The 26045-nt window shown below is 54.1% G+C and carries 18 protein-coding genes; 6 read left to right on the forward strand and 12 right to left on the reverse strand.

Going from position 1 to position 26045, the window contains the following annotated elements:
* Window positions 1–449 precede the first annotated feature (449 nt).
* The 4 genes from LKK40_RS02025 (at window position 450) to LKK40_RS02040 (ending at window position 3548) form a co-directional block, all read left to right on the forward strand.
* Window positions 450–890 (forward strand): thioredoxin domain-containing protein, encoded by a 441-nt coding sequence (locus tag LKK40_RS02025; protein ID WP_304308750.1) that lies wholly within the window; start codon window positions 450–452, stop codon window positions 888–890.
* Window positions 887–2749 (forward strand): FAD-dependent oxidoreductase, encoded by a 1863-nt coding sequence (locus LKK40_RS02030; RefSeq protein WP_304308752.1) that lies wholly within the window; start codon window positions 887–889, stop codon window positions 2747–2749. Before LKK40_RS02025 ends, LKK40_RS02030 begins: the two co-directional genes overlap by 4 nt.
* Window positions 2746–3132 carry a metal-sensitive transcriptional regulator gene (locus tag LKK40_RS02035; protein ID WP_304308753.1) on the forward strand — a complete coding sequence of 129 codons (387 nt, stop codon included), beginning with the start codon at window positions 2746–2748 and terminating at the stop codon, window positions 3130–3132. Before LKK40_RS02030 ends, LKK40_RS02035 begins: the two co-directional genes overlap by 4 nt.
* 233 nt (window positions 3133–3365) lie before the next feature.
* Complete coding sequence (locus LKK40_RS02040) at window positions 3366–3548, forward strand: hypothetical protein (protein WP_304308754.1); 183 nt, start codon at window positions 3366–3368, stop codon at window positions 3546–3548.
* A gap of 169 nt (window positions 3549–3717) precedes the next feature.
* On the opposite strand, the gene LKK40_RS02045 is transcribed toward LKK40_RS02040, so the two are convergent.
* Genes LKK40_RS02045 through LKK40_RS02055 form a run of 3 tightly spaced genes read right to left on the reverse strand, consistent with a single transcriptional unit; the run spans window position 3718 to window position 6389 of the window.
* Window positions 3718–4521 carry an ABC transporter ATP-binding protein gene (locus LKK40_RS02045; protein ID WP_304308755.1) on the reverse strand — a complete coding sequence of 268 codons (804 nt, stop codon included), beginning with the start codon at window positions 4519–4521 and terminating at the stop codon, window positions 3718–3720.
* A gap of 31 nt (window positions 4522–4552) precedes the next feature.
* Window positions 4553–5374 (reverse strand): ABC transporter permease, encoded by an 822-nt coding sequence (locus tag LKK40_RS02050; RefSeq protein ID WP_304308756.1) that lies wholly within the window; start codon window positions 5372–5374, stop codon window positions 4553–4555.
* A gap of 34 nt (window positions 5375–5408) precedes the next feature.
* A complete protein-coding gene (locus tag LKK40_RS02055; protein ID WP_304308757.1) occupies window positions 5409–6389 on the reverse strand; it encodes an ABC transporter substrate-binding protein in 981 nt (326 codons plus the stop codon).
* Window positions 6390–6734: 345 nt separating this feature from the next.
* Here LKK40_RS02055 and LKK40_RS02060 point away from each other — a divergent pair, with 345 nt between their 5' ends.
* Both LKK40_RS02060 and LKK40_RS02065 read left to right on the forward strand, forming a co-directional pair.
* A complete protein-coding gene (locus LKK40_RS02060; RefSeq protein ID WP_304308758.1) occupies window positions 6735–7484 on the forward strand; it encodes a FadR/GntR family transcriptional regulator in 750 nt (249 codons plus the stop codon).
* A gap of 103 nt (window positions 7485–7587) precedes the next feature.
* Window positions 7588–8046, forward strand: a complete 459-nt coding sequence (locus LKK40_RS02065; RefSeq protein WP_304308759.1) for a hypothetical protein — start codon at window positions 7588–7590, stop codon at window positions 8044–8046.
* A gap of 2 nt (window positions 8047–8048) precedes the next feature.
* Here LKK40_RS02065 and LKK40_RS02070 read toward each other — a convergent pair whose 3' ends face one another.
* The 9 genes from LKK40_RS02070 to LKK40_RS02110 all read right to left on the reverse strand — a co-directional run bounded on the left by LKK40_RS02070 (window position 8049) and on the right by LKK40_RS02110 (window position 25837).
* Window positions 8049–8684: a nitroreductase family protein gene (locus tag LKK40_RS02070; RefSeq protein WP_304308760.1), complete on the reverse strand. Its 636-nt coding sequence runs from the start codon at window positions 8682–8684 to the stop codon at window positions 8049–8051.
* A 266-nt stretch (window positions 8685–8950) separates the two neighbouring features.
* The gene (locus tag LKK40_RS02075; RefSeq protein WP_304308761.1) at window positions 8951–10390 is read right to left on the reverse strand and encodes a hypothetical protein; all 1440 of its coding nucleotides are present in this window, start codon (window positions 10388–10390) and stop codon (window positions 8951–8953) included.
* Between the two features lie 262 nt (window positions 10391–10652).
* Window positions 10653–11549, reverse strand: a complete 897-nt coding sequence (locus LKK40_RS02080) for a GIY-YIG nuclease family protein (RefSeq protein ID WP_304308762.1) — start codon at window positions 11547–11549, stop codon at window positions 10653–10655.
* A gap of 605 nt (window positions 11550–12154) precedes the next feature.
* Window positions 12155–12403 (reverse strand): hypothetical protein, encoded by a 249-nt coding sequence (locus tag LKK40_RS02085; protein WP_304308764.1) that lies wholly within the window; start codon window positions 12401–12403, stop codon window positions 12155–12157.
* Between the two features lie 755 nt (window positions 12404–13158).
* Window positions 13159–14034 carry a DNA adenine methylase gene (locus tag LKK40_RS02090; protein WP_304308766.1) on the reverse strand — a complete coding sequence of 292 codons (876 nt, stop codon included), beginning with the start codon at window positions 14032–14034 and terminating at the stop codon, window positions 13159–13161.
* A 12-nt stretch (window positions 14035–14046) separates the two neighbouring features.
* On the reverse strand, window positions 14047–15669 hold the full coding sequence (locus LKK40_RS02095) for an ATP-dependent nuclease (protein ID WP_304308768.1): 1623 nt from the start codon (window positions 15667–15669) through the stop codon (window positions 14047–14049).
* Between the two features lie 206 nt (window positions 15670–15875).
* Window positions 15876–19325 (reverse strand): DUF499 domain-containing protein, encoded by a 3450-nt coding sequence (locus LKK40_RS02100; protein ID WP_304308770.1) that lies wholly within the window; start codon window positions 19323–19325, stop codon window positions 15876–15878.
* Between the two features lie 34 nt (window positions 19326–19359).
* Window positions 19360–22152 (reverse strand): DUF1156 domain-containing protein, encoded by a 2793-nt coding sequence (locus LKK40_RS02105; RefSeq protein WP_304308772.1) that lies wholly within the window; start codon window positions 22150–22152, stop codon window positions 19360–19362.
* 94 nt (window positions 22153–22246) lie between these two features.
* A complete protein-coding gene (locus LKK40_RS02110) occupies window positions 22247–25837 on the reverse strand; it encodes a helicase-related protein (protein ID WP_304308774.1) in 3591 nt (1196 codons plus the stop codon).
* Between the last annotated feature and the right edge of the window lie 208 nt (window positions 25838–26045).

Raw genomic sequence — 26045 nt, forward strand, 5'->3', positions numbered from 1 at the left:
AGCTCCGCTGGTCGATAGGCCGGATTGGCACGGTGAACACGATTCCGTCGTACCCCATCCGGTCTCAACAGCAGACGAACCCCCGTTTCGCATTTCCTGACTCATAGTCGGGAAGTGCGAAACGGGGGTTCGTCTGTATCTACGGCACATATGGCCTGGTGCCACGCCGCAACCGCAGCCCCCTCACATTCCGCTCTCGAATTCCTCCTCGCAACGTACGGTTTCCTACGTGCTCATGAGGTCCGTATTGGAAAGCGTACGATAACCGCTGCTCAGCGTACGTTTTCCAATACGTGCCTCGCCAACGTGCCATATAACGTACGCTGAGCCGACGCAATTCGTTCCGTCCATGCTGCCTGCCGTCAGAAGTATAAAACCTTACACGACACAACAACACAGTATGGAATTCTCGAATTGACTGAATACCCCTAGGGGTATAGGATGACACTATGAGCACAACAACGATCACCGCGCAGAACCTGCGCGAGACCATTGCCAATCACCCCACCGTGCTGCTCGATTTCTGGGCTTCATGGTGCGGCCCATGCCGCATGTTCGGCCCGATTTTCGAGCAAAGCTCGACCAAGCATCCCGAGGTCCTGCATGGCAAAGTAGACACCGAAGCCGAGCAGGAGCTCACGGCGCAATTCGGCATTGCCAGCATCCCCACGCTCGCAGCCTTCCGCGACGGCATCCTCGTCTTTCAGCAGCCCGGATTGCTCGCGCCCGCCGCGCTGGATTCCCTGATCGAGCAGCTATCGCAGCTGGACATGGATGGCATACGCGCGCAAATCAGCGCGCAGGCAGACGAGCAAGTCCAAGCCTCCCAGTCGCAAACCGATGCGCAAGACGCCACACAAGCCAACGCTCAGCAAGGAGCGCGGCTATGAGAATCGTCATCATCGGAGGCAACGCCGCAGGCATGAGCTGCGCGGCCCGGGCCCGGCGCAATGACGAAAGCGCAGAAATCCTCGTGCTGGAACGCGGCGAGCACGTCTCATACGCCAGTTGCGGCCTGCCCTATTATGTCGGCGGCGAAATCGCTGAACGTAAAGATCTGCTCGTGCAGACCCCGCGTTCGCTCTCCGCCGTGCTGAATATCACCGTGTGCACCGGCAGCGAAGTCGTCGCCATCAACCCGGCTGCACATACCGTCGATGTACGCATGGCGGCCGGCCAGGAAACCGTCAAGTACGACGCCCTCGTGCTCACTCCCGGCGCAAAGCCCTTCATTCCCGACATTCCGGGAATAGGGTCATCGTTCGTCAGCACGCTGCGCACGGTTCCGGACGCCGACCGCGTCATGGAACTGGCGCACAATGCAACCTCTGCCGTGGTGCTGGGAGGCGGTTTCATCGGTCTTGAGACTGCCGAAGCCCTCGCCATCCGCGGCTTGGAGATTCATGTCGTCGACCTCGCCGGTCACGTGCTGCCGATGATGGAACCGGAAATCGCCGCGCCTGCGGCCGCGCAGCTACGTGAACTCGGCGTGCAGCTTCATACCGGCGTGGGCGCGACGCGCATCATCGAGCGCACTGCCAATGACGAAGCTGCCGATGACACGGTTGACGGGAGCGTTGGCAAAACCGATGACAGCACTAACGGCAGCAGCATGGACGGCAGGGCTGACGGCGGCAAGGTTGTGGACAACAGCATTCCCAACGGCTCGCATGCGGTAGAGCTTTCGAATGGCAAGGTGCTGCCCGCCGACCTGGTGCTCATCTCCATCGGTGTGCGCCCCGACACCGCTATATTCGAAACTGCGGGAATCCGCTGCGATCGTGGTGCCATCGACGTCGACGAGCACGGCCGAACCTCGATGCCGGGCATCTGGGCAGCTGGCGACGCGACGCTGTCCACGGATTTCGTCACCGGAGCCAGGCGCCCCGTAGCGCTGGCGGGTCCGGCGAATCGAGCTGGCAGACTCATCGCTGACGATATCTGCGATCCGGAAACCGCGCGACCCATTCCTGCGGCGCTCGGCACATCGATCATCCGCATTGGTGAACTTACCGTCGCCCGCACCGGAGCCGGGCGGGATGATCTCAATCGAGCAGGTATCCAATTCCATGCGATTCATCTGGAAGCCGCGCAGCACGCCGGCTACTTCCCCGGTGCCGTTGCAATGCGGATGCTGGTGCTGTTCGGTGATGATGGCCGACTGCTCGGCACGCAGATCGTCGGCGGCGAGGGCGTTGACAAGCGCATCGACGTATTCGCTGCGGCGATGCGGTCCGGCGCGGCGATTGACGATCTCATTGATGAAGACCTCGCCTACTCCCCTCCCTTCGGCCAAGCCAAGGACCCGGTGAATCTGGCCGGCATGCTCGGCGAGAATGTGCTGTCCGGCAAGCTGCGCCTCTGGTATGCGCAGGAACTGGCAGGTGCGATTCGCACCGACTTGATTCTTGACGTGCGCAGCCCCGCCGAATTCGCCACCGGTCATGTGCGCGGGGCGCTGAACATCCCACACACCGAAGTCCGAGCCCGGATGGACGAGATTCTTGACGCAGCTGCCGGAAGGCCTATCGCCGTGATGTGCGCCTCGGGCAAACGCTCGTATTTCGCCTACCGAATTCTGGTGCAGCACGGGCTTTCGGCGCGCAATCTTTCGGGCGGCATGCATGTGCTGCGCGATGCTCTCGGTGACAGCGCGCTTGCGGACAGCTCGCTATTCGAGTTTCCCACCCAAGCAGGCAGCGAACGCTTGCACAACGCATCTGCGCACGAAAGAAAGGCACACGCATGAGCAGTACCACGAAGAAACCCGAAAATCCGCAGCGCGCGGTACTCAACCGGCTGAAACGGGCACGCGGACAGCTTGACGCGGTTATCAACCAGGTCGAGTCAGGCGGCTCCTGCCAGGACGTGGTCATTCAGCTGTCGGCGGTGTCACGCGCCCTCGACCGCGCCGGATTCCTCGTCATCGCCTCGGCGATGCGCGAATGCCTCGCGCCTTCAGAAGAGGAGAATGGCGAGCAACTTGAGACGGTCGAGGGCAGTGAGTCGGTTCGTGACGATAGCGCGGCGCATGATAACGCTACGCAAATCGCAGATCATGAAGAACGAGAATCGAAGAACGCCCGCCTCACAGCGGATGAAATCGAAAAACTCTTCCTTATGCTCGCGTGACCTGCTGCTTGATTGCTTGATCGGCGGCTTTGCCTTGCACAAACCGTAAAGCCGCAAGCCACAAACTGTCACCGTCCAAATCAACTATCCAGCTATCCGCCAAACACCCATCATCAGCAATCCACAATCCGACAATCTACCAAACGACAATCCAATAACCTGACAACCCAACAACCCATCGAATAACAACCAACTCATCCACTCAAAACACCCCCAACGAACGGAGCAATATCATGTGTCATGCGGTCACCTGCAAGGTCTGCGGCAAAACCACCTGGTCCGGATGCGGCCAGCACATCGATCAGGTGCGGCGCAGCGTCCCCGCCTCGAACTGGTGTAACGGCCGCCACACCCAGTCCGAAATCAACGCCTCGAAATCAAACGCCAGCTTCCTGCAACGCCTCTTCGGCCGGTGAACCGGCAGTCCTGCACCTAGCGCAGACGCTACGCAAGCTTGCTGGTTCCAGCACGTTCATATGTCTGCCATGTTGGTGAAAGTTTTACCTCGTCGTTTTTGGCGGAATATTGCTGCCGAAGACAACGGGGCAAAATCTTCCCAGACGCAAGAACACAGGGAGCCGCGGCCTACGCATGGTCCTTTACTTCATGGCGCGTACCATGAATAAGCTCGGAAATCTCCCTGCGATAGACGTTGAATTCCACCGAGGTGCTGTCACGGTTCTCGCCAAGCTCGATCGTCTCAACTTTTTTGATATTGCCCGCTACGCCATTGGCCGCCCCGTCCGCCATCACCACGACGCGGTCGGCAAGGTAGACGGCCTCCTCGATGCTATGGGTGACGAACAAAACGGTGATGCCCAGCTCCTTCTGTATCTTCGAGAGCTGGTTCTGCAACTGCTCGCGGGTCAGGGCGTCGAGTGCGCCGAAAGGCTCGTCCATCAGCATCACGGCAGGAGTATTCGCCAGAACGCGGGCAATGGCGACGCGCTGCTGCATGCCGCCGGAAAGCTCATGAGGGAACTTGCGAGCAAAGAGCTTGAGCCCTACAAGGTCGATGTATTTGTCGACCAGCTCCTTCACTTCAGACCGGGAGTACCCCGCCTCCTTGGGCCCGTAGGCGATGTTCTCCTCGACAGTGAGCCAAGGAAACAGTCCGTAATCCTGAAACACCACGCCGCGATCCGGCCCAGGGCCGCTCACTTCAGTGGTCTCCACGAGAATCTTGCCTTCAGTGACACTTTCAAAGCCAGCTATCATACGCAGCAAGGTGCTTTTGCCGCAGCCCGATGGACCGACAATCGCCACGAACTCTCCGGAATCAACATGGAGATCCACGTTCTTAACGGCGTAAATGCCGCCGCTGTACTGCTTGCCGACGTTCTGTATATCAATCATGCCAGCATGACGCTGAATTGTTCCGATGCGCATATCAGACTCCTTAACAATCGAGATTTCCGGTTCACTTGCTGCCCGCAAGAATCGGCCGACGACCCGCGATGAGCTTGACAATCCAAATAATAAGACGGTCGCTCAGGAAGCCCAGAATGCCGATGATGAACATGCCAGCCACAATCAGATCGGTTTTCGACACTTCTTTAGCCTCGGTGATCATGGCGCCAAGACCGACGGTGATGCCAGTCATTTCGCCGACCACCAGCAGCGCCCAGGCGAGGCCGACTGCGATGCGCAGTCCCCCGATAATGCCAGGCAGCGCGGCGGGGAAGACAACTTTCCACAATGCCTTGACCCTAGACGTGCCCAGCATTGCTGAGGCCTCAAGCAGCCGCTCCGGGACCTGCTCCACAGCAGTAACAGTGTTGAGAATAATGGGGAAAAGCGCTGCCAGAAACACCAGGAAGATCGTGGAGCGATCCCCGATGCCAATCATGATAAGTGCCAGCGGCACCCACGCGGTCACAGGAATGGGGCGAATCAGGTTGATGGTGGGTTCGAGCAGCTCGGAAGCGATCTTGGAGCGTCCCATTAATATGCCAAGCGGAATGCCGATAATCGCCGCCAGACCGAATCCGTTGAAGACGCGCACCACGCTGGCATATGTGTGTTTCCACAGCATTCCCGAATACGGGTCGTTGAGGTAGCCGCCGACCGCGAGATCAGCGATGCGGCGAAGTACTGCGGAGGGCGCTGGCACACGAGCCAGGCGAATGTCAAAGGGAAGCGTCCACCCGTACTTGACGCCTTGGCTCCACAGCACCAAGATCACAATGGGGACAGGCAGTGACAGCAGTATTTTCGGTGCAATTTTTTTGATGCGAGACATATTCCTTGGACTCCCTCCTCAGCGCTGCACGCGGTTATTTGACGAACTGATCGTCGATATACTCCGAGGCGGCCGGAGCCTTCTTTATGGACGATATCGCCACCATTTGCTTGGCGAGCTCACCGCACTGCTTCTGGTAGGTATCGCTCAAATCCCAGTGCAGCCACATATTGTCGAGCGCCTTGTCAAGGGCGGCGGAATCGAAGGTAAACTGCTTCATCACGGCTTGCTTCCACATCGCCTTATCAGAACTGAGAGCCTCAGTTGCCTTCTTGTGGGCGGCAATGGCGACCTTCACCATATCCGGATTGCCCTTGATGACTTTGTCACTGGCAGCCAGCGCAATATTCACCTTGCCGATATCGGTGTTGTAAATCGACGGAATCTCGCTCGCCCCTGCGATCTTAGTCAACGAGACGCCCATCTCAGCACCGGCGAAAGCGTCGATATCACCACGCGCAAGCGCATCGGACATCTCCGAATAGCCGATGTTGACTAATGACACATCCGAGTCAGGATTGAGGCCTGCGGATTTGAGCAACAGCCGAAGCGCCATCTCCTGCGAGGAGTTGGGGACATAGCCGATCTTCTTGCCCTTGAGCTGCTCGACAGAGGTAATGTCCTTCTTCGCCATGAGTCCAGAGCCGCCGTCTGCACCACCAGCAATGATCTTGATGCCGCCGCCCTGGGCCGCCTGCGAGATGACCGTGGGCACGCCCATCAGCGCGAAATCAACATCGCCAGTTAGCAGCGCATCCTTCTCATCATTCGAGTTATCCATAGGCACAACCTGCACGCTGTAGCCCTTGGGGACGTATTTCGACCATTCATAGGCCGCAAACAGATGGGGCTGGCGTTGCGTGGCCACGCGAATCGACTTGGACGCAGTGTTATCAGCAGCCGAGCTGTGGTCAGGCTCCCCCGTGCTGCAGCCCGCCAATCCTGCGGCTGCGACAAGGGCGATCGCCGCTGCGGCCACTCCTGCGACCGTCTTTTTCAGCATATTTCTATTCATAGCGTGTCCTTACTCTTATTCTGGTTCGTTGCTTGGCCGGTTGCCGCGCAGTCAGTTGCATCTGCTGCCGTCTGTTCCGCAGCGCTGACCACGGTCATCTCGCATAAAGGCTTTTGACAAGCGCGAAGATGCGGCAAAGGACTGGCTATCCGCTGCATCTCTCATCACCATGCGTATCCTTCCCGACCTGGCCGCTGTGCGCGACGAGGCAAGAATAAGGGGGCAACATGTCTGTTTTCGTCGCGGACATCAACGGTTACGCACTTTTAACTCACGGGAAATATGCGACATACCAATTGGCAGCTCCTAGCAAAATTGGTACGGCCATCATGCCAATATCACAGTATGCAGGCATCTATTACCCCCCCCCCCGAGAATCAGTCAGCGGCGGATTCTAGTGGTGGTTCCATACCACCACTGAAGCTCACCAGCCGCAGCATCAGTGCGCAGATCGCCGATCACGTTGAACAGCTCATCATGACCGGCACTTTGAAGCCCGGCACGAGGCTGCCGTCCGAGCGGCAACTCGCCGCGCAATTCAAGGTGTCGCGCGCTTCCATCCGCGAGGCGCTCTCCGAGCTTGAATCCAAGCATCTCATTGAACGGGTCCAAGGGCGCGGCAGCACCGTGCTCGATCCCATGTCGAATACGCGACGGCTGGCCGCTTTGATGAAGGCCACCGACACCGACCTGCGCAATGCCATCGAACTGCGCGAATCCGTGGAGCCGCAAATCGCCGCGCTCGCCGCGCAACGGGCACGGCCTATTGACCTTGCCGCTCTGAGCAGCACCATCGACCAGGAAGCCGACGAGGGCATCAGCCCGGAACGCTCCTTGCAGCTCGACATTCGCTTCCACCTGCTGCTTGCCCATGCCACGGGCAACTCCATGCTGCTCACGGTGCTGCAGTTCTCCTTCAAATGCACCGAACATGTGCGCGAACGTTCCCATCAGACGGCTGCGGGCAGGCGAATATCGCTTATCGGTCACCAGCTCATCGAAGAAGCAGTGAAGGCGCGTGACCCCGAGCAGGCAAGGCATGCGATGATCCGGCATCTTGCGGATGTGCGCGACATCAGCGCCTTGGTGCAGTAGTGGTTGTGCGGTAGAAATCCACGGCTTTAATTATCGTCTACAGCAACCTACAGCATGTACAAAACTATTCATATAATCGAATAATTGTGTATGTGCTGGATGCATGCCGATCAGAACGTTAAACACTTTGCTCACGCAGCGCGAAGCCATGCACGAACTTGGCGTGAGCGAGCGCCGCATAGCTGCCTTGCATGAGTCTGGTGACCTTGCCGCAATCGAGGACTTCTACGTCGCGCCCGAGGGCATAACGGAACTGATTGACGCGATCAACGACCTACTGCCGGAGGGATTGCGGGCCGTCGACAAGGATATCGCGCACTTCAAGCCCTATCGCAAGCGCGTGCTCGCCCAGAGCGTCGTGTCAGCGGCTACGACCAGCGGCGCGGTGACGGGCGCTGTACCGATTCCTTTCCCCGACGCTGCGATACTCGGCCCAATCGAAATCGCCCAGATTAACGCCCTCGCGCGGGTATATGGCATTCCCAAGAACGAGGCCTCGCGCAAATTGTGCTTGGGGCGTTTATTGCGGCGAGGCATGGGAAGAAGTAAGGGAATGGGGTGAATTCACCGCCACCACACGAGGTCTTCTGCTGGCAGGCGGACGGATTCGTGGCCTTCGGTGGCGGCCTTGCCAATCGACATGATCAGCACCGGCACATAGCGATCGGCATCCAAATCGAAGGCTTCGGCAATCTTGTCCTGGTCAAAGCCGCCGATGGGATTGGTGTCGTAGCCGTGCGAGCGCGCGACGAGCATGAACTGCATGGCGAACAGGCTGGAATCGATTTTGACGATGTCGTTCATCCTGCTGCGGCTGAATTTTTTGTATGCGGAGGCGGCCACCGTCAGCTGGGCCTTCGCCATCAAGCTGGGCATGATGCCCCGCTTGGCCGCCTCGCCGTATATCCGGTCCGCGTATTCGTAGCAGTGCATGTCACCGAACACCACGATCATCGCCGACGAGGTCTTGTTCTGCCGCCTGTTGAACTGCAGGAGCGGGGCAAGCGTCGCCTTGCCCTCGTCCGATTCCACGATGAGAAACCGCCACGGCTGCATATTCACCGACGACGGCGCCTTGGCCGCCTCATCGAGCATCGCAAGCATCTCCTCATGCGATATCTTGACCTTGGGGTCATATTTGCGGATGGACCGTCGTCCTTCGAGTATCGCGGTGAAATCGTTGGTGGCGAGTTGCGTCATGATGCGGAACTTCCTTTGCGTGGGCGACTGCGGTTTTACAGTTGTTAACGTTGATATACCGTCAGCCTCTTCATATCGGCATTGTTTCAATGAGCTCTGCTTCTGCCTCTATGATAGACAGAATCATAGATACGATATCGCCGAAATATCGCCGAAAGCATGGTCAACGCTTCCATACAAACTTCCGCGCAGGCTCCCGCACAGCCTTCCGAAGAAAGCAGCGAATACAGCAACGCCTTAGCGACCGCCGCCATGTAATAGCAGCCTCACGTATGCGCTGACGCCACCTCCTCGATATCATCTCGCAGCATCGGTCGCAGCGCTTTCGCATACTGGACAATCTCGCCATCAAGCAACGCCAACGCGCACTGCTTCGCTACGTCACCGCGCGGAAAACGCGCAAGCACTATCCCCGCGAGGAATTCACCGATTTCGGAGGCTTTCCGCCGCGTACCGTCAGCACTTTTCGCCGATCCGCCCGGTTGTTTCCCCATATATCCACCCTGTTCGTCGAGCATGACTATGGGCAGCATCGGCAAGCCTTCCATCTCGACGATTTCCGCCATGCTTTCAAGCAGCGCCACGCCTTGGTCGAAACGTGCGACGTCGCGCTCATTGAACACCTCAATCAGCTCACACGCATTGTCCGCACCCAGCAGCGACCAGGATACTTCGCGCAAATGCACCACATTGTGCCACACCGAGTCGTCGTCAGATGCTGCTCCTGCGTCATACTTCTCTCCACCCTCCTCCCCTTGTTCAATCGCCACCAGCACTTTGGCGGCGTCAGGCGTAGTGCGGTCCCACAGCTCGCGGTATCCCGAAATCAGATGCCGTGCGTCATAGAGATAGCGAGCACTGGCCTGAGCATATGCCGGATCCTTGTAATAGTCGGCGTGATCTGGCGCGGTTTCCTGTTCAGTCTTCAATCCAGCTTTCGGCCTAGCCTTCGACACAACTTCCAGCACAGCCTTCGCCCCACTTTCTAATCCAGCAGACGATTCACGCACAAACTCCTCATCCGCCCGAGCCCGGAGTTCCGCCAAAGCCGCCACCACCCGCCGGAAATTCATGTCCGGCGCGGCACCCACTTTCAGCACCTTGGGATCCTCGTGCAACATGCACATGCCGATGGCGGGCTCATGCAGCAGCATCAAGGCCGTGTCGATGCATGGATCGCTGCCATCGCCCCAGCGCATCAGCGCATACGCCGCGAGCTTGTGCATCTGACGGCAATGCTCCCTGATCACCTTCTGCTGGTTGCGCTTTGCCCCGAACCGTTTCGGGCCTTTAAGGCGACAGCGTTTGACCAGTTCGCTGCGGTGGAGCGTCTGGATGCACATCGGCGTGTTCTCCGAAGGCTCGCCAGTGAACATAGCCACCGTGGAGCCGTTGACCAGCCCATAAAGCCAAACATTGATCCCGTGCATGCGCACTACGGAAGAGCAGCCCTGAATGAACTCCTTGCACTGCCCGACAAGTGCACCGTCGAAGGAGGCCGCCGCCATCAAAATTGTCATCGCCCAGCCCGTATCGGCGAATACGTCATGCGCCAACACGTAGAGCCGATGATCCACCGGATCGTATGATTCCGGCTCTGCCATAGCCTTGCGTAACGCCCCCGGCGAAGTCACCTCCTCAAAGCGCCGCTCCAATTGATTGACGGTCTGAAGAAATTCCATTGCGTCCACAGAATACCCAGTCATCGTCACCCTCCACATTCCCGATTCGTCGCCATTGCCGATTCATCGTGTCGTCGGCGCCGCCCAGTGCGCGCCTCGTGCATCAACGGTGACAGCTAGGTGAAACAGGCGCAACTCGCCTCGTGGAAAATGTGGATATGTGGATAACTGGGTACTTTATGCCGCTAAATTACTCTATAGTTCGATACGCAACTTGGCTATATCGCGGATACTATCCCAATTCCAGCCGAAGCCTTGACTAGGACATTGACTGTCTTCATTATTATTACTCTGCAGCTTCGGTTGCCTCCATTTCTTTAAGAGTCTTGCCGTCTTCAGTTTTCCATTCAATATTGCCATTGGTAGGTGCCCCAAGCACAAATGACGAGGCACCGGACGGGGTTTTGAAAAGAATGTCCTTTTGCAGCACACAATTTTCGTCTATATCTTCCTTGTTATCCTCGCGCGAAGTTTTGGCGAAATTGGGACAGCTCGGAACAGTATCCTTGCGAATGGAACTCCCGGCCAGTACCACAACTCCCTCGCTCGTCAGACGTGCCCGCGCATTCGCCTCGCTCCGTTTAATGGAGAATATTTGTGTAGATTCGTCTGTGGACGATACCGGCGTTGCGGAGACGGCTGCATATTGTGTCAACGGTTCGAATACTTTGTGGCCTAACGCTCCCATGACTATCTTTGCGTAGTCAGTGAACTCCTCCAACTCGCTTTCTTTCTCTTCGGTGACATTGCCCTGCGTCGGGTCGTTGCTGTTCTGAACCTGATATCGCTTCGCATTGAGCGCCAAGTTCGTGAAACGGTTTTCAAGATAGCTTATCTCAGTGGGACCGAAAGAATTATTGGATGTAGTAAAAACGACAGCTTCAGTCCAATAGTCCTTATCTGGATTGCGTTTATGCTCTTGCAGACGATAGAGTATGCCCTCGCCGTTCTTGCGCACCCCGGCTTGACCGACGTAAACGACGGGTTTGCCGGTCTGGTCGGATGTGCCGAAAAGAAAATAAACGCCGCTCTGCGAAAAGTCGTCACGTCCCTTGCATTTATCCAACTCTGTGCGCGGGATTTTATAGGTGATTCCAGTCCAATTGGCAAGGGTACATTTAATACGTCCGCTCGGTTCGCCGTCCATCAAAAATAAGTTTATATTTTTGCCTCTTTTACCCATCGTTCCTATCCCTCTCTCCGTTGAGCAAGCAGTGTTGCCTCATTGCTGCTGTAGCCACCTCAAGAATGTGCGCTTCTATAATAAAACCGCCTATATATATTCTGTTCCCAACACCACTTTAGGTTGTCGTTTTCGTAGCAACATCAATCTTTATCTTTACAGAAATTGCATCAGTCCTATCAACGTCCTTGACCTCAATAAATTGGCATGGGCCGTCGCCCATCTATGCGAAAGTCCAGATAGCTGACAAGTTCACCCAACTTCTGCTGTTCCCAAGCATCAGCAAAACCACGAAACGCAGCTCCGGCACGCGTAATGATCTCTGAAAAATTCAGCACGCCAGCACCCTTGTCGAAAAGAAAATGAACCCCATCAGTCCCGTAAGACGATGGGGATCTACAAAGCAACTAACGCTACTATATTGGTCAGAAAACTGCCTGAGTCGCGAGTGCAAATCACTATTGGAACAGGTCTTTATGCGACCCTACTCGCACAAGGCGAATGATCGGGTTGGTTGAGTGCAGCAGATAGAACACATGATATCTACTTTGCCGTCCGAGAGAGGGAAATTCAATGAGACCGCTGTATTTGCGCGTTCAACGCCTTCATCGGATCGTCGACTCTGTCGTATCCATCGTTACGTTTGTGATTCCTTGCCCATGCTTGGGCTGAGGAGATAGCTTATTCGGTACGTCAAGGTCGAAGAGGATGCGGTTCTGCGCCACGAGCTGATGTGTCGCTATTACGACAAAAGTATTGAAATTCATACCCAACGCCTTCAGTCTTTCCTGCGCCTCTTGTTTGAGCGTCGCGTCCATGCGCACAGTGCTGGTTATCATCGAATGCACAGTCATAGTCGCTCCTTTCTTAATTATATATATTGCTATTGCGCTACAAAAGAAGTGATAAGACAACTATAGTAACGTGCTTCGAGAGCATTTGCAGGTAGCCCGATTGTTTTCCAAGCATCAGTAAAACACATAACGGCTATCTGATTCAATATATAATTTGATATGCCGAAAACACAATTTAGTGGTTATGGGATACCTATATTTTAGATTTATATACTCAAAAATATAAGAATATTGGATAAACTTTGAGATATATCTAAAGTATAGGTACATAATATCCCAACATTGAGGTTTCCGATATATCACGTTGCCGATCGGGGCCGATAACCAGTCCAAGTTTTCCCGATGGTGCCCATTTTTGGTGATATTACCAAGAACGATATTGTTGACTCGTCGACAATTTCATTGGCGAGTGCGTAGCGTACCGGGTTCAGTGATTTCGACTGTACAAGTAGCTTCCCGACTGCTACGGCATTTCCATGCAACATCCACCGACAGTCTCAATCAATCAGTGTTCCTGCGTCCCCATACCATAGGGCGGATCGTAGCTTCCATATCAACCAACCAGAACCCGCTCGAAGGAATCCACATAGTAGTATCCTGCTTACTCCCCGCCATATCCCACACTCAGAGCAGCCTTCGCGCAACGTTCGTTTGCTTCGTGGAACAGGGAACTGCCCAGAAGCACTCCAAGAGTCCGGTACGACTGTCACACTCCACGCCTGCCTTGAGCAGCCGTGCCCAGCGCCGACACAAGCTCAGTATGGCTCCGCAACTTCGCAACTATCATCTCTCTGCAACTGCGAAACTACGACATCTGGTCCAGCTGCAAGTATTTCAACAGCTGAGCGTTTATCGTATGCACTATATTCAATGTCAAGTTTATACCGATCGAAGTCTGCATATAGTTCAGTAACTAGTGGATTGCTATCATAAGTAACCATCCATTTACATTTACATTGTGCTATAGCCGTAGCAATCTCTCTATGGTCTGATTCAACAAGAGAATTTTCATAAAGCTTGGGACCTTTTTGGACATAAGGTGGATCAAAATTTGCAAAAATGTTTTGAGGTGTTTCAGCCGCGTTGAGAACCTGCTCGATGAATAGTCGAGCGTCCAAATTGTATAATCTAATATGACTGCTGTACTTCGAGATGGCAAGAATCTTATTAATTAGCCCTGTTCTATTGAATCTGGCATTTATACCGTATTCACCGTCCTGCTCGCGGCCGCCAATGGGTCCCGCAGCAAGAATGCCCGATCGATTTGTCCTATTTAGGTAAAAAGCAGCCTTACCCAGATATTGAGTAGGCACTTTCTCAGTGGAAAAAATGTCATGCTGGTGGTCCCACTCACTGATGGTGAGTGGGACCACCTTGATGAAATCAATAAGCTCCTCAGAATGGTGAAGAACCATATCCCACATGCTAAATACCGACGGATCAATATCATTGAGTATGACTTCGTTGACGTCGCCCTTAAGCAATAGTTTTATGGCAAGCCCTGCTCCACCACAGAATGCCTCCGCATAAGTACACCCAGTGAGTCCACTGTCTGCAATAATGTCGTGAACTAGAGGAAATATTTTGGATTTTCCGCCAGGATATCGAAAAGGCGTATATGTGATTGGCATAATTCCAACTTCCTAATCTTGATCTGACCCTAGCTCCACGGGAACCATTTCTGAAGTCGTTCTCCCAGCAACAGAATTATATGCGTTGATAAATTTCTTGAGAAAATCATCTGCAGAAGCCTGATTATTCTGAATCCAATGCTCTATGACGTGAGTATCAGAAAAGATGCCCTCATAATCGTGGAACCAGCTTTTATAACGATTTCGCTCCGACCCTTCACCGCTGTAATGTTCCGAATCTGGTCCTATTTCAATCAAACTCCGTCTTGAGACCCCTGCCCGGTCAAGACTCTGCCACAATCCGTTGTCATCTTCGGGATGAGTTGACGATAGGAAATCCCAAATCACACTCTCCGGCAGTACAGTACCGGGAAGATTCAGAATATTTGATCCATTTTTCCGAAGCGACGGCGGAATCTTCTTGAGCTGATTTTCAGATACATCTCCGTCAAATACAACAACGTGATCTCTGAAATAGGAAAAATCACTCTTGTAAAGTGCAATCATTTGGTCGCAGCCCAATGCCGCTTCTATCAAATCTATCTTCCGTAGTAAATCCGGTCTCTTTGCTGTTAGGAGCTCTTTGATAAACCAGCGTGCCTCGGCATCTTCTGAAAAAACACCAACCTTACGTGTCGCAATCGCAGAATTCGTCACCAGCAAATCGTTTTCCATCGTCATCCAACTAGGATTTCGTTTTGCTTCTAATGCCTCATTCGCGTCAGTAAGGTATGCAACTTCAACGTCACCAGCAGAATCGGCTGCATTATGTTGATTCTTTGAACTCAGTTCCTTAAGAACCGTCGTGCTATGGGTTGTGAAAACAACTTGGAAGCTTACATTACGACTTTCATCAAGTAATAGCTTGATGAGTCTCAACTGAGCGGCAGGATGTAGAGACGCATCTATTTCATCAATAAGCAGCAAACCGCCATCCCACTCAGTCCCCATCTCTCCGGCAAGCCGCTTAAATGACAACACAGACATAAGTATTTGTCCCAAATTGTCCTGACCTGCAGAGTTCGCTGTTGGCCCATACGATTCGGTTTGAACACCTGTTCCACGTTTTTGAGACAATCCAGTTATAGAAAGGTTACTGACCGACTTAATATCATCATACATGCTTAAGATCCGTGAATAATTAGATACAAACCATTCTTGTTCCTCCGGATTTGCCCAACGTTGGCCTCTGGTTTCAATTGAAGTTCGGACTTCGCCAACAGGATATAATCTTGATAGGCCGAGATAGATAATTGGTGACTCGATTTTTGCCTCAGTCGTTTTCCCATCTTCAGTTTCTCTTTTCGGAATGATACGAAAACGTTCACCTTTTTGCTGCCATCCAGTTCTGAAGGTTACATTCTTTATATTTCCGTGATCAGCATATTTCAGCCCAATATGCTGTCCTGAGGGGTCATCGCCCGCTGATGCCTTAAACAATTCTGAGAACTCTCCTCGATAAGGTTTACCGAGTAATGTTTTACACTTTGGGAACTGAGACGAATTGGCCAATAGACCGAGAATCGTCGATTTCCCTGTGCCGTTGTTCCCTGCAACCGCTGTAAGACTTTTACCAATAAGAATATGGGTACCTTTGAAACGCCTGAAGTCAATTGTCAGTTCCAGAGCTTTCATAACTCTCCCAAATTCATTAACAGCAAATTAGCCGCAATTATACACTTCTAATCTCTTGCTGAGGAGCAATGCTAGCCGTACTCATACCATTAGTGGTTAAGACGCGCCGACCGAACTTCGCATTTTGACAGTACTAATTCTATCAATAAAAACTATCAGCGGCGCTCACCACATAAACCTGAAACAGTAAATCCAAAACAGGCCCCCTACTCCTCCTCAAACCCTGAGTTCTCGATCTTGAGCGTGTGCGCGTTCTCGGTTACAGCTCGAGTCTCTGAGTCAGTAAATCCTTCGGGCTTTTCGGCGTGGACTTCCAAGTTCAGCGTGATTGAGGCACCGGAACGTAGCAGCGGCCCAAGGATTCCGTCGTTGAGCCGTGCAAGATCGTGGTTCAGGGAGTTGGCTTCAAGCTCGACATTGGCAAAGTATCTTGTCTTTTTCTCTGGTTCAGGCAAGTCAGCTGCACCTGTCGGAGCAGCACCAGTGTGAGCAGCGAACGGCATGGAAGACAACTGTGATCCGTTTCCGCTCTCTCCCGATGCGGCGTCCACGAGCGAAGCCACGTGACTTCCGAAGCCGCCTTCTTCCAATTCCGAGCGTTTATGAGCCTCGGCATCACGGCGGCCCTGCTCAAGCTGCTGCATGGCCATATCCCAATCCACGAGAAGCGTGGAATCGGTTACGCGGAAACCTGAGCGTGGCGATTCGCCTTGCCCAGGCACGATCAGTCCGACGAGTCTGCCGCTTTCCGGATCTTGTCTGTCTGCCAGCGCGAATTTCTCGCCGTCGAACGAAATAAGTTCGGGAACACCTTCGATTGCCCGGTCGAGCACCGTACGGTCAAGAAGCCGCGGCATGTACGGGAACTTTGTGATAAACGACCAAAGCGTTTTCACGCTGAGGACGCCGTCTGCGAAGGCTGGGCGCACCTTCCCGATCAGTTCAAAACCAATGTTGTTGGCGGCATACTGCGGAATGATGTTATTGTCACGACCAAGCCGTGTGCATACACGATGGGCGAGCGTATCCCCGCCAGATTCCGGAATCTTCTCCTGAGCGAGGGTGAAATCGCTGGTTTCCCCGCCCTCCGGGTAGACGCACCAGCAATACGCGGACTTCACCGCCGCATCGAGCCTCTTATCATATTCGCCTACGGTATCGCCCACTTGCCGTGCCTGCTGCGGGGGAATATTCAACGCCTGTTCGCCGCTTTCGACCTGCTTCCAACCAAGATAGGCGCTGGCAGTACCCTTAAGAGACTCCATAGCGCTGCGGTCTGCGATGAGGAATATCAGCATGTTCCGATTCTCACGCGCTGCTGTCCCACGACGTTCTATGGCGGCGCGAATCCATTTCATCGTGTCGGAATCAAGATTCTCATTGCGGCCCATCGTCCATTTCGGATGCACAATCACCAATGAGACTTCATCGATGTCTGGAATATCGGAATTCTCAGAAGGCGCCACGCACACTCTGCGGAAGTCACCACGATTTGACGCGCGTGATTCCGGTTCTAGCCTGTGCACCAACTCGGTAAAGACGGCATCCTGGTTTTCTCGGAAACGCTCGGCGTATTCGCGCGCGGTCTTGGCGATAGATGGCTGCGTGCTATACCAATACAATCCATGTTCTGAGAACAGATACGTGGATCTTTGCTGCAATTGATTCAAAGCAGAACCGAAATTGCCGTGCACATCACCAGGTATGGCTACGCCCAACCAAATCAGCTGTTCGCCGATACCCTTTGTCGGCATATCAGCCCTTGGCGCTGAACCAAGAAAAACAGTTCGCGCAACTCGTTCGGTCAGATGTCTCGACCCCAGCACCGAGGTATTGGCGTCAATCAACGCTGCGTTCGAGGCATCCCCATCGATATCAGTATCAATGACTGATTTCCAAGAGTCTTGCAGATAGCCAGTCAGATCCGTATTCACAGACGTGGCTCCAAGCGGCACGTTGCCTGGCAGTATCAGCGGACTGGCGTCGTTTGAGACCCACAGCTCGTGGATGATGGAGGAAACGAGTTTAAGCACGCCGCGTGTCCGCTGGAATTTTTCAAGCCCAGCCCAATCCTCATACAGTCGATCCAGCAATTCTGGATGCAACGGATACGACGCACGAATTCGAGACTCGTAGTCCGGTCCGGGAAGGGACACCTCCGAAGGATATGATTTGGGGTCGTTGCGATACATATTGACAAACTGCCGAGCAGTCAGCGCAATATGCTCCTGAGCCTGAGCATCCGGTTCTTCGAACAGGCGCTTCCGCACTATTTCGAAAGACTCGTCTCGGGTGGAAGGTTGCCACTGATCCGCCTTTCGTCCAATCGCATTGCGTAGCCGCTCAAGTGCCGCGCGCCCATTGCTGCCGCCGACTTCAATATCGTTGACGGAATCGCCACTTTCGGCAGCTGGGATGGAAACCACCAGCATGCAGTGTGGAACCGCTGACACGGCTTCGGTGAGTGTCTGTGCAAAGGTGAACTGCGTGTCGAAAGGGCCGCCGGGCAAACCATCGCGGCCAACAAGGTCGCGCGCATAGGCGACCCATTCGTCAATCAAAATCAATGCAGGGCTGTATTTACGGAGCAACGCGTCTAGTGCGCTGCCGGGGTTGGTGCCGTTGCTGTCATCCTGCGCAACCATGTCATATGCCTCACGGCCGCCAAGCTGCCAGGCCAGCTCGCCCCAAATCGTGTTCACTTCGGTGCCATCTGGCTTGGTTTGCGGTGACCCTGCCTTCAGGTATGTGCCGACAATAGCCACGCGCCTGATGCTCCCGGCCTCCCACGCCTTTGCGAGCTTGTTTTGGGTGACGAGATCCTGTACATCAGAGGACAACTCACGTACTGGCGTTTTTCCAAATAAATGGTACAGTGCGAGCAGCGAATGGGTCTTTCCCCCTCCGAAATTCGTTTGGAGATTCACCACAGGTGACGCCTGCCCGTCACCCACAAGCCGTCGCATTGCGCGCGAGAGCAAATCCTTCAAGCCTTCGGTCAAATATGTACGGCCAAAGAATTCAACCGGATCCCCATATGGATTGCCCGGTTGTTCGGCATCCTTCGTCACAGCTACCTGATAGAGGTCTGCTGCGAATTCTGATGCTGTGAAACTACCTGATGCCACGTCGCTGTGAGGTCGGATCACCTCTCGCCACGGTTTCATCCCCTGTGATGCATCAACGGAAATCGTCTTCCGGCGAGTCTGCTGCCGGGTGTGATCCTCATACACCGTCCGCTGCAGCTGATCGCGAAGCCTACGCACATCCGCCGCTGAATCGGGTGCGGCAACGGCTTCAAGCAACAGCTCAATCGTGCTCAGCGCACGCAAGGTCTGTTCAGAATCGAAGGCTTGAAGATGCGCCCATTGGTTGCGCGTCTCACGCAATTCGGATGCATAGGACTGTTGGGCACGAGGCAGCGTTGCGTTGAATTCCCTGCCGAACTCAGTGATTGCGCGAAGCTGTATTTGCACGTCGTTCTTCGCATAAGTTCTCACAGAAGTGCCATGCCTGGCAGCATCCTGTTCGGCCCAAGCCTGATTCCAGTCAGAGGTGTCGAAGACCTGCGTCATCACCCCGTCCACAGGATCCTGCAGCCCTTCAGACAGGAATTTGAAAGCGTTCCCGACTCTATCCAGATTGTTCACAGCCATGTCAACCTCGCAAAACTGTCATTGTTCATGACATCTATTCACCGTCGTTAAGGTCAAGACTACCTTGGAAGTCCTCTTGTTGCTCGGATATTTTTGCCGTTTCTTTGCTCGCGCCAAGAGTCAGCTCGTCCCAAGACGATACCAGCCCGTTGAAGAACAACGCGCCCTCCGTATCGTGACGCTTCTCGGCTGCATGGAACATGCGGAATCCAAGATCTCGGATTTGCTCGGCCGGGATGCCTTGCGCCTCGACTTGCGCGAGCGCACGCGAAACCGACTCGATGCCTTGGCCTTCCTGAAGAATTCCCGCAAGCCGCACCGCTGCCTCCCAAAGGCTGATCTGGCTATCCTTGCTCGGGTTCCACACGCCAGACAGTTCTTTTGGCGACAACAGATGAGCCTTACCTCCGGTGGCATTGAAGATGCCGCCGCGTTCCAACTTCGACGGAGATGTATCGGTGGAACGTGCCAGCTGATCCGCTAAGCCGGAACTTTGCGGGCTCCAACCATAGGATTGGTACCACTTGACCGCGAAGCGCGTATCAGGATCATAATCAGTGTCGGATTCGCCAAGCACCTCGTCGAGCGTTCGATTGATGATTTCCAGCGCATTCTGTATCGGCATGTCGGAGCCATTCGCCTCGCGAATATGCGAGTAGCGCGAGTAAACGCTGATGCCTGGGCCAATGGCGGCCTGCGCCAGGTCCACCGGGTCAATGCCGCTGGACATCATCGTTTTCAACGACGAAGTCAGTTCAGCGCGAAGCAATCGGGTGAATTCACGCAGCGTGGTGACCGGAGCATCCTCTGGGCGAGGTCTGCAAGCCAACACGATGGAAGATGCGAGAGCGTTGGTGCCGCTAGCAAGCATTCTATTGGATAATTCGCTGCGTACAGGCCAAGTAGCCGTGATCTCCCAACCGGAACGAATCAGTCCGTCGAGCAGCGCATACCATCCAGTGGAAGTCCCATTCGACGCATCTTGCTGCTTGTAGGCGTAATACACCGTCATTGGAACGTCCGGGTTAGCGTCATTCCTGATGTGCTTGAACACATGGTTGAATCCATCAACAAAAAACTCCGCAGCGCCAGCCTTGCCATCATGCCGATATGGATTGGCGACAAGTTCCTCGGCCTTGGGCGTCAGTATGGTTGACGTCACGGAAGGAAGCACATCATCCAGCATCCGTCGTAGCCAAACATAGAAATAATCGGACAGATCAGAGTAACCAATGTTGTCGTAATATGGCGGATCGGTAGAAACCACCGCGCCCTCGTAACTTCTGGTTGCAGCATCAGTCTGCTGTGCCTCGCTAATCGGGTACGCGGGTACGCTTTCAACCGCCTCTGCGACCCATTCCACCTGCCCTAGGAGATTCCCGGATTTTGTTGAAAATGGGTTGACTTCGGCATAGTCCCATGTCATGGGGATGGCCTGTCGAGCAAAAACGTTCCGCATTTTTTCACAAGTATTATCCCAGCCACAAATCGATGAACACCGATCAGTCAACCGGCTAACCGCGAGCGCGAGATACACGGAGATGGCATCGGCATACGCCTGAGCCCCGTTGCCTCCGGCATCAAGGCGATCGCCATCCGGCATACCGGCGCCCTTTGCATCGGCAAGCACCTGATCGCGAACTTCCCCCACCAAATCCGCAAGCGTCGTCAGCGCCACTAGCTGTCGATTAGTGAACAGGTCGGCCCAGTGTGTCATTCCATAGCGATAGACATTGATTCGTCCAGGCCAATCAAATACATTGCCAGTTGGAGGGTTGCCCGGCTTCTCGCATTCAGCAACGTCTCTTTGAGAATCGGAGGGATTTAAATATATCCTTCCATGCTCGCCTTCTGCAATTACCGCAATCAACTGCGAACTAAGACGACCGGCACAGCTTTCACTCCTAATATATTTAAAATCGATTGGAGTACCGTCTATTATCGAAACTGCTCCCCGCCGTGTAACAGTTCCCTCAGTATCACCTTTTGGCCCGTCAGCATTGTGCTGAACCTCGTAACGGATACTGTTGCCCTCAATAATCGGCTTCACCCATGCCTCGTGGCCCTTTTTCTTGGAAAGCCACCATGAGCGAACCAACGGCACCTGAACTGGATTCGCTGGATTTGGATTGGTTACTGTTCTCGCCCATATCCAAGCGATGACCGTATGCTCATTCCCATCGTCACCTTTGACTTTGGGATACAAGCCGCCGATTTTTTCAAAAGCCTTATCTCGCAACAATGTTCCGTAATATCTGATATCTTCTGCCAAACCATCGGAGCGATTGTGCGACGCACTGAGGGTTCCCGTATGAGGGTGGATTGCGGCCTTCCCGCAGAACCTTGAAGGGAATTCGATCAAGGCCTTGTTGATAATCACAGCCAAGGGATTCAAATCGGAAGCATGCGATTCAAGCCCGAGCCGTTGCGCTTCCAAGGGAATCGACCCTCCGCCAGCGAAAGGATCCAACACTCGAGGAGCTTTGCCGTCGTTGGAGTCAAGTATCGCCTGATGCGCCTGACGGTACAATTCGCCATCGTTCCTGTTCTCCCATACAGCAAGACGCTTCATAAGCCCAAAAAGTCGAGACCTCTCCTGGGTCTGAGCTTCTTCGGTTGGAAATCGGTCAGGGTGCGCAGCGGGATCATCAACAAGTTGGGCAAAAAGAATGCTCCTCGTCGTAGCCAATGGTCGCCTAGCCCAATAGAGGTGAATCGTGGAAGGCAATCCATGACGGAGCGATTTCTCGCGGGTCGACTGCTCATTGATTACGCTCAATGGAATGCCGTTCTCAATGAGCTTCTTTTTCCGTGGGCTCGCAGCCATAGTCTTGTGTTTCCTTTTTACCCAGTAGTCCTTGGCGCGTCTGCGCAACTAGTTAATGATATCCGCATGCGCTGGCAATTCCTGATGCGTCGTGTCAGTGTGGCCCAGTGCCGCGATCCCAGTAGTCCTTGAATCGCTCATTGTATGAGGTGGTCGTATCCGAGCGAACGATGCCATTGAATGCATTGTCGATATACCGAAGCCGGTCATGTTCCGCACCTTCAGTGCTGACGATCACCAAGGACAGGCGATGCCGTTCCTTCTGCGTTTGCGCCAGCACCACTTCATTGCTGGTGACAGTGAAAGTCTGCTCCGCCCCCGCAATACGCCCTTTGACCTCGATGAAATACGTATTGCCCAACGCATCCACGGATCTGATGTCATAGCCCTTGTTGTTGTGCGGCATCTCATGGGGATATCGGCCGACGCTTCGCTCGGCTGCCAGGGTAGCGTCCACTGCCCGGCGGTCCACTTCTTCGGTGTTCTTAGCAAACAGTCGTACCGGTTTGTGATTGAGCTCTTCACTGCCGTCCAGCTCATGCAATATGTGTTCCGGGATCACCAAGGCTATTGCCCTGACAAGAGCCGGTTTCGCATGAAGCCGGACATCGGCCGTAAGCTCCGCCTCGCGAATCTCCAAACGATGATCGTATGCCAGTGCCCGTCGTTGAGCAACTGAGGCGGTCAACCGTTTGCTGCCTTTGCCATTTCGCTCATTCTCAACGAGCATTAGGTATTGCTGATACCAGTATTCGCTTTCGGCATGCAGACGATCCTGCACCTGCTGAAGCACTCGTGCATTATCTGTCTTGCTGCGAGCTGTCAGCTCATCAAGTCGGGGCTTGGTTCCCTGTGCATATACCCAGTCCCGAACCAGTTCCGTTTGATCACTGCGCACCCATACCGAGCTCAGCAGCTGCCCTACCGCATGCTGCTCCTCATCGCGTGGCGGCTCGTAATCAAGATATGGCGGCGCAATGGAGAAACTGGGCTTCCCAAGCTGCGGTATCTGCAGATAATCAAAATGCTGCGAGACAGGCCGATCATGGATATCGGTAATGGTCTGCTCAGCGGCTGCCATAAGCACTGGCTCATCAGGTTGCGTGTCCGTACGGTCGATGAATACGGTTCCTCGATCCAGCGCAGGTCCGAACCTCTCGATAATAAGCTCAGTGACTGCAGTCAACAGCGGTTCACCTGGCGCAATGAGCACTGCATCGGGCGCGTCCCCGTCAATACTGATGGTATCGGTATCGAATGTCACCCGCTCATATGCCTCAGCGAGCGTCTCGTGCCTGTTCAGACTCGCTGCCTTGCTGCGAACTGCCGCCGGCACATGGGTGAGCTGCCAGCGTTGCGGTTCGCGTAGCCGCGCAGTGCCATTGAGTCGTTTGAACGCAGCGAGGAAGAATGCAGCGATATACCCAGGCTGAAGCTTGCGCTCGCGCGTCCGCTCCATCATTTCCCGGACTCTCTTTACATTCAGGCTGGGATACATGGCTGAATTGGCAGACTTGTCTCTGACGAGCTCTTCCAGCCCTTTGGAGACACTGGTGTCAATAGTTCGGTTGAGCTGCGCCTTTACATCATCCCTGTCGCCGTAGCGAATGGCTTGGATCATGAGCTCTTTCAACGGCTTGCCATCAAAAGCATCGCTATCGCCAAGAACATTGAACAGGTTACCGTTGTATGCATGCCTCATCTGTGCGATCTTGGTGAGCAGCTTGAGATACACATCGCCCTCACGAGTATTCTTCGCCACGAGATTCCACAGCCAGCACACCTGCCTCTGCCCGATGCGATGGATGCGTCCGAATCGTTGTTCAATCCTGTTGGGATTCCATGGAAGATCGTAATTCACCATGAGATTCGCACGCTGCAGGTTCAACCCCTCCCCTGCCGCATCCGTTGCAACGAGGATACGGGCAGCCGGATTATTCACAAAGTCACGCTGCCGCTGTTTGCGCTCATCCCTATTCAGCCCACCGTGAATAGTGACCACGGCCTCTGGGCGGCCGATCAGAGTGACAATACGCTGCTGCAAGTAGTTGAGCGTGTCCCGGTGTTCGGTGAATACGATGAGCTTGTGCGGTGCCGGTGCAGAACCTGATTCCAGAATATTGTCGCTAAGGATGGTGGATAGTTCACGCCATTTGGTATCCAACCCAGAGCTTCTCAGTACTTTTGCCTCATCGACCAAGGATTGCAGCGTCTGAATCTCTATTGCAAGTTCCTCTCTGGTCTGCGCTGCCGTCGCCGAATCGACCACCTCATCCATACGGAATTCGAGGTCATGCTGCTGGTTTTCAGAAGTCTCCTCCCACATATCCTCGTAGCTGTCCTCATCGAAGTCAGTATAGGTATCGGTATCGGCACTATCGAATACAGTATTTTGGCTTTGATTCTGATCGCCGCTAGTCGTCTGCTCGGAAGAATCGAGATCATCCAAGTGCTTCGACAATTTGTCTCGGCGGCGTTCCAGTGAGCGCAGAATCGCCTCGGGACTTGACGCCAATCTGCGCTGCAATATCGTTAATGCGAAACCGACGCTGTTGCCGCGCCTAGCGAATCCGGACTTTTTGAGCTGTTCAGCCCTTCCCATGCCCGTACGCACGTACTCAGTCACATGTTCGTATAGCTCATGCTCTTCCTGAGAAAGCCGATAATCCACAGTTTCTGCCCTGCGTTCTGGGAACAATGGTTTGCCTTCAAAAGTGAGCAAATCCTCTTTGACCATACGACGCATAAGGCCTTTGGTATCGGTATGGTGAATCTTCGAACGGAATTTCCCAGCGAAGCGATCCGGATCCAAAAGCGCCATGAACAGCTGGAAATCCTCTTCCTCGCCGGAGTGCGGAGTAGCCGTCATCAACAGGTAGTTTTCCGATGTCTTGGAGAGTGTCTCGCCGAGCCGATAGCGGCTCGTCTTGTTGATGTCGCCTTGAGCAGACTTGAAATGCGCGCTCATGCGGTGCGCCTCATCCACAATGGCGATATCCCACCGAACATCCCCAAGCATGCGCAGCCTGTCGTCATTGCGCGCAACCTGATCCATTCTGCAAATAAGCAGCGGATGGTCGCGGAAGGGATTGCCCGTAGGCGATAGCTCTTGCATGTAGGGATCGAACACTTCGAAATCCAACCCGAATTTCAAACTGAGCTCGTCATGCCACTGCTCTGCCAAACCTCCCGGACAGGCAATGATGATGCGATCTGCAGCTGAACGCAGCAGCATCTCCTTGATATACAACCCAGCCATGATGGTCTTGCCCGCACCAGGGTCATCGGCCAACAGGAAACGAAGAGGCACCTTGGGAAGCATATCCTCGTAGACGGCGCGAATCTGGTGCGGAAGCGGATCGATATTGGAAGAGTATACGGCTGACATCGGGTCATATTGCGATGCATACTTAATCCGGAGCGCCTCGGCGGCAAGGCGGAAATCCTCAGGATCCGCATCAAACGGCAGTGGATGTTCAGATTGTTGCGCTAATCTCAGATGCCTGACGGACTCCTCATCGATGATTTCCTGGCCCAGCGTCGATCCATCGCCTGCGTCGTAATAGACGATAACGGCACCATTCATCGGTCTGGCTGCAACAATCGTGACCGGCTGGCTGGGAATGATCCCGGATACGACTGCACCATCCTTGAGATCCGAAAGACTCAATTCCGAATCTGACATGCTACGCCCCCTGTCCTAATTCTTTGGTCTTCCCGACTCGTCCTTGGATCCATACCAATATCTTTGAGATTATGCTGATTCCATGACAATCGCCGATGAAAACCGCTAAGTAGCTCTCGCATGTCTAAAACGATGAGCGCTGGCGAATGCGTCGACGAATGGGTGACGTGGAATTTGCCTGTTAACGATGTCGTGACCAAAAATATCG

The sequence above is a fragment of the Bifidobacterium tibiigranuli genome (genome assembly GCF_022655035.1).
Classification (GTDB): domain Bacteria; phylum Actinomycetota; class Actinomycetes; order Actinomycetales; family Bifidobacteriaceae; genus Bifidobacterium; species Bifidobacterium tibiigranuli_A.

Excerpts from the sequence above, each read along its gene's own strand:
- LKK40_RS02080 (WP_304308762.1), bottom strand. The coding sequence starts at position 11,549 with ATGGGTAAAAGAGGCAAAAATATAAACTTATTTTTGATGGACGGCGAA.
- LKK40_RS02070 (WP_304308760.1), bottom strand. The coding sequence starts at position 8,684 with ATGACGCAACTCGCCACCAACGATTTCACCGCGATACTCGAAGGACGA.
- LKK40_RS02040 (WP_304308754.1), top strand. The coding sequence starts at position 3,366 with ATGTGTCATGCGGTCACCTGCAAGGTCTGCGGCAAAACCACCTGGTCC.
- LKK40_RS02035 (WP_304308753.1), top strand. The coding sequence starts at position 2,746 with ATGAGCAGTACCACGAAGAAACCCGAAAATCCGCAGCGCGCGGTACTC.
- LKK40_RS02090 (WP_304308766.1), bottom strand. The coding sequence starts at position 14,034 with ATGCCAATCACATATACGCCTTTTCGATATCCTGGCGGAAAATCCAAA.
- LKK40_RS02075 (WP_304308761.1), bottom strand. The coding sequence starts at position 10,390 with ATGACTGGGTATTCTGTGGACGCAATGGAATTTCTTCAGACCGTCAAT.
- LKK40_RS02095 (WP_304308768.1), bottom strand. The coding sequence starts at position 15,669 with ATGAAAGCTCTGGAACTGACAATTGACTTCAGGCGTTTCAAAGGTACC.
- LKK40_RS02025 (WP_304308750.1), top strand. The coding sequence starts at position 450 with ATGAGCACAACAACGATCACCGCGCAGAACCTGCGCGAGACCATTGCC.
- LKK40_RS02060 (WP_304308758.1), top strand. The coding sequence starts at position 6,735 with ATGCAGGCATCTATTACCCCCCCCCCCGAGAATCAGTCAGCGGCGGAT.
- LKK40_RS02045 (WP_304308755.1), bottom strand. The coding sequence starts at position 4,521 with ATGCGCATCGGAACAATTCAGCGTCATGCTGGCATGATTGATATACAG.
- LKK40_RS02055 (WP_304308757.1), bottom strand. The coding sequence starts at position 6,389 with ATGAATAGAAATATGCTGAAAAAGACGGTCGCAGGAGTGGCCGCAGCG.
- LKK40_RS02110 (WP_304308774.1), bottom strand. The coding sequence starts at position 25,837 with ATGTCAGATTCGGAATTGAGTCTTTCGGATCTCAAGGATGGTGCAGTC.
- LKK40_RS02065 (WP_304308759.1), top strand. The coding sequence starts at position 7,588 with ATGCCGATCAGAACGTTAAACACTTTGCTCACGCAGCGCGAAGCCATG.
- LKK40_RS02050 (WP_304308756.1), bottom strand. The coding sequence starts at position 5,374 with ATGTCTCGCATCAAAAAAATTGCACCGAAAATACTGCTGTCACTGCCT.
- LKK40_RS02100 (WP_304308770.1), bottom strand. The coding sequence starts at position 19,325 with ATGGCTGTGAACAATCTGGATAGAGTCGGGAACGCTTTCAAATTCCTG.
- LKK40_RS02030 (WP_304308752.1), top strand. The coding sequence starts at position 887 with ATGAGAATCGTCATCATCGGAGGCAACGCCGCAGGCATGAGCTGCGCG.
- LKK40_RS02085 (WP_304308764.1), bottom strand. The coding sequence starts at position 12,403 with ATGACTGTGCATTCGATGATAACCAGCACTGTGCGCATGGACGCGACG.
- LKK40_RS02105 (WP_304308772.1), bottom strand. The coding sequence starts at position 22,152 with ATGGCTGCGAGCCCACGGAAAAAGAAGCTCATTGAGAACGGCATTCCA.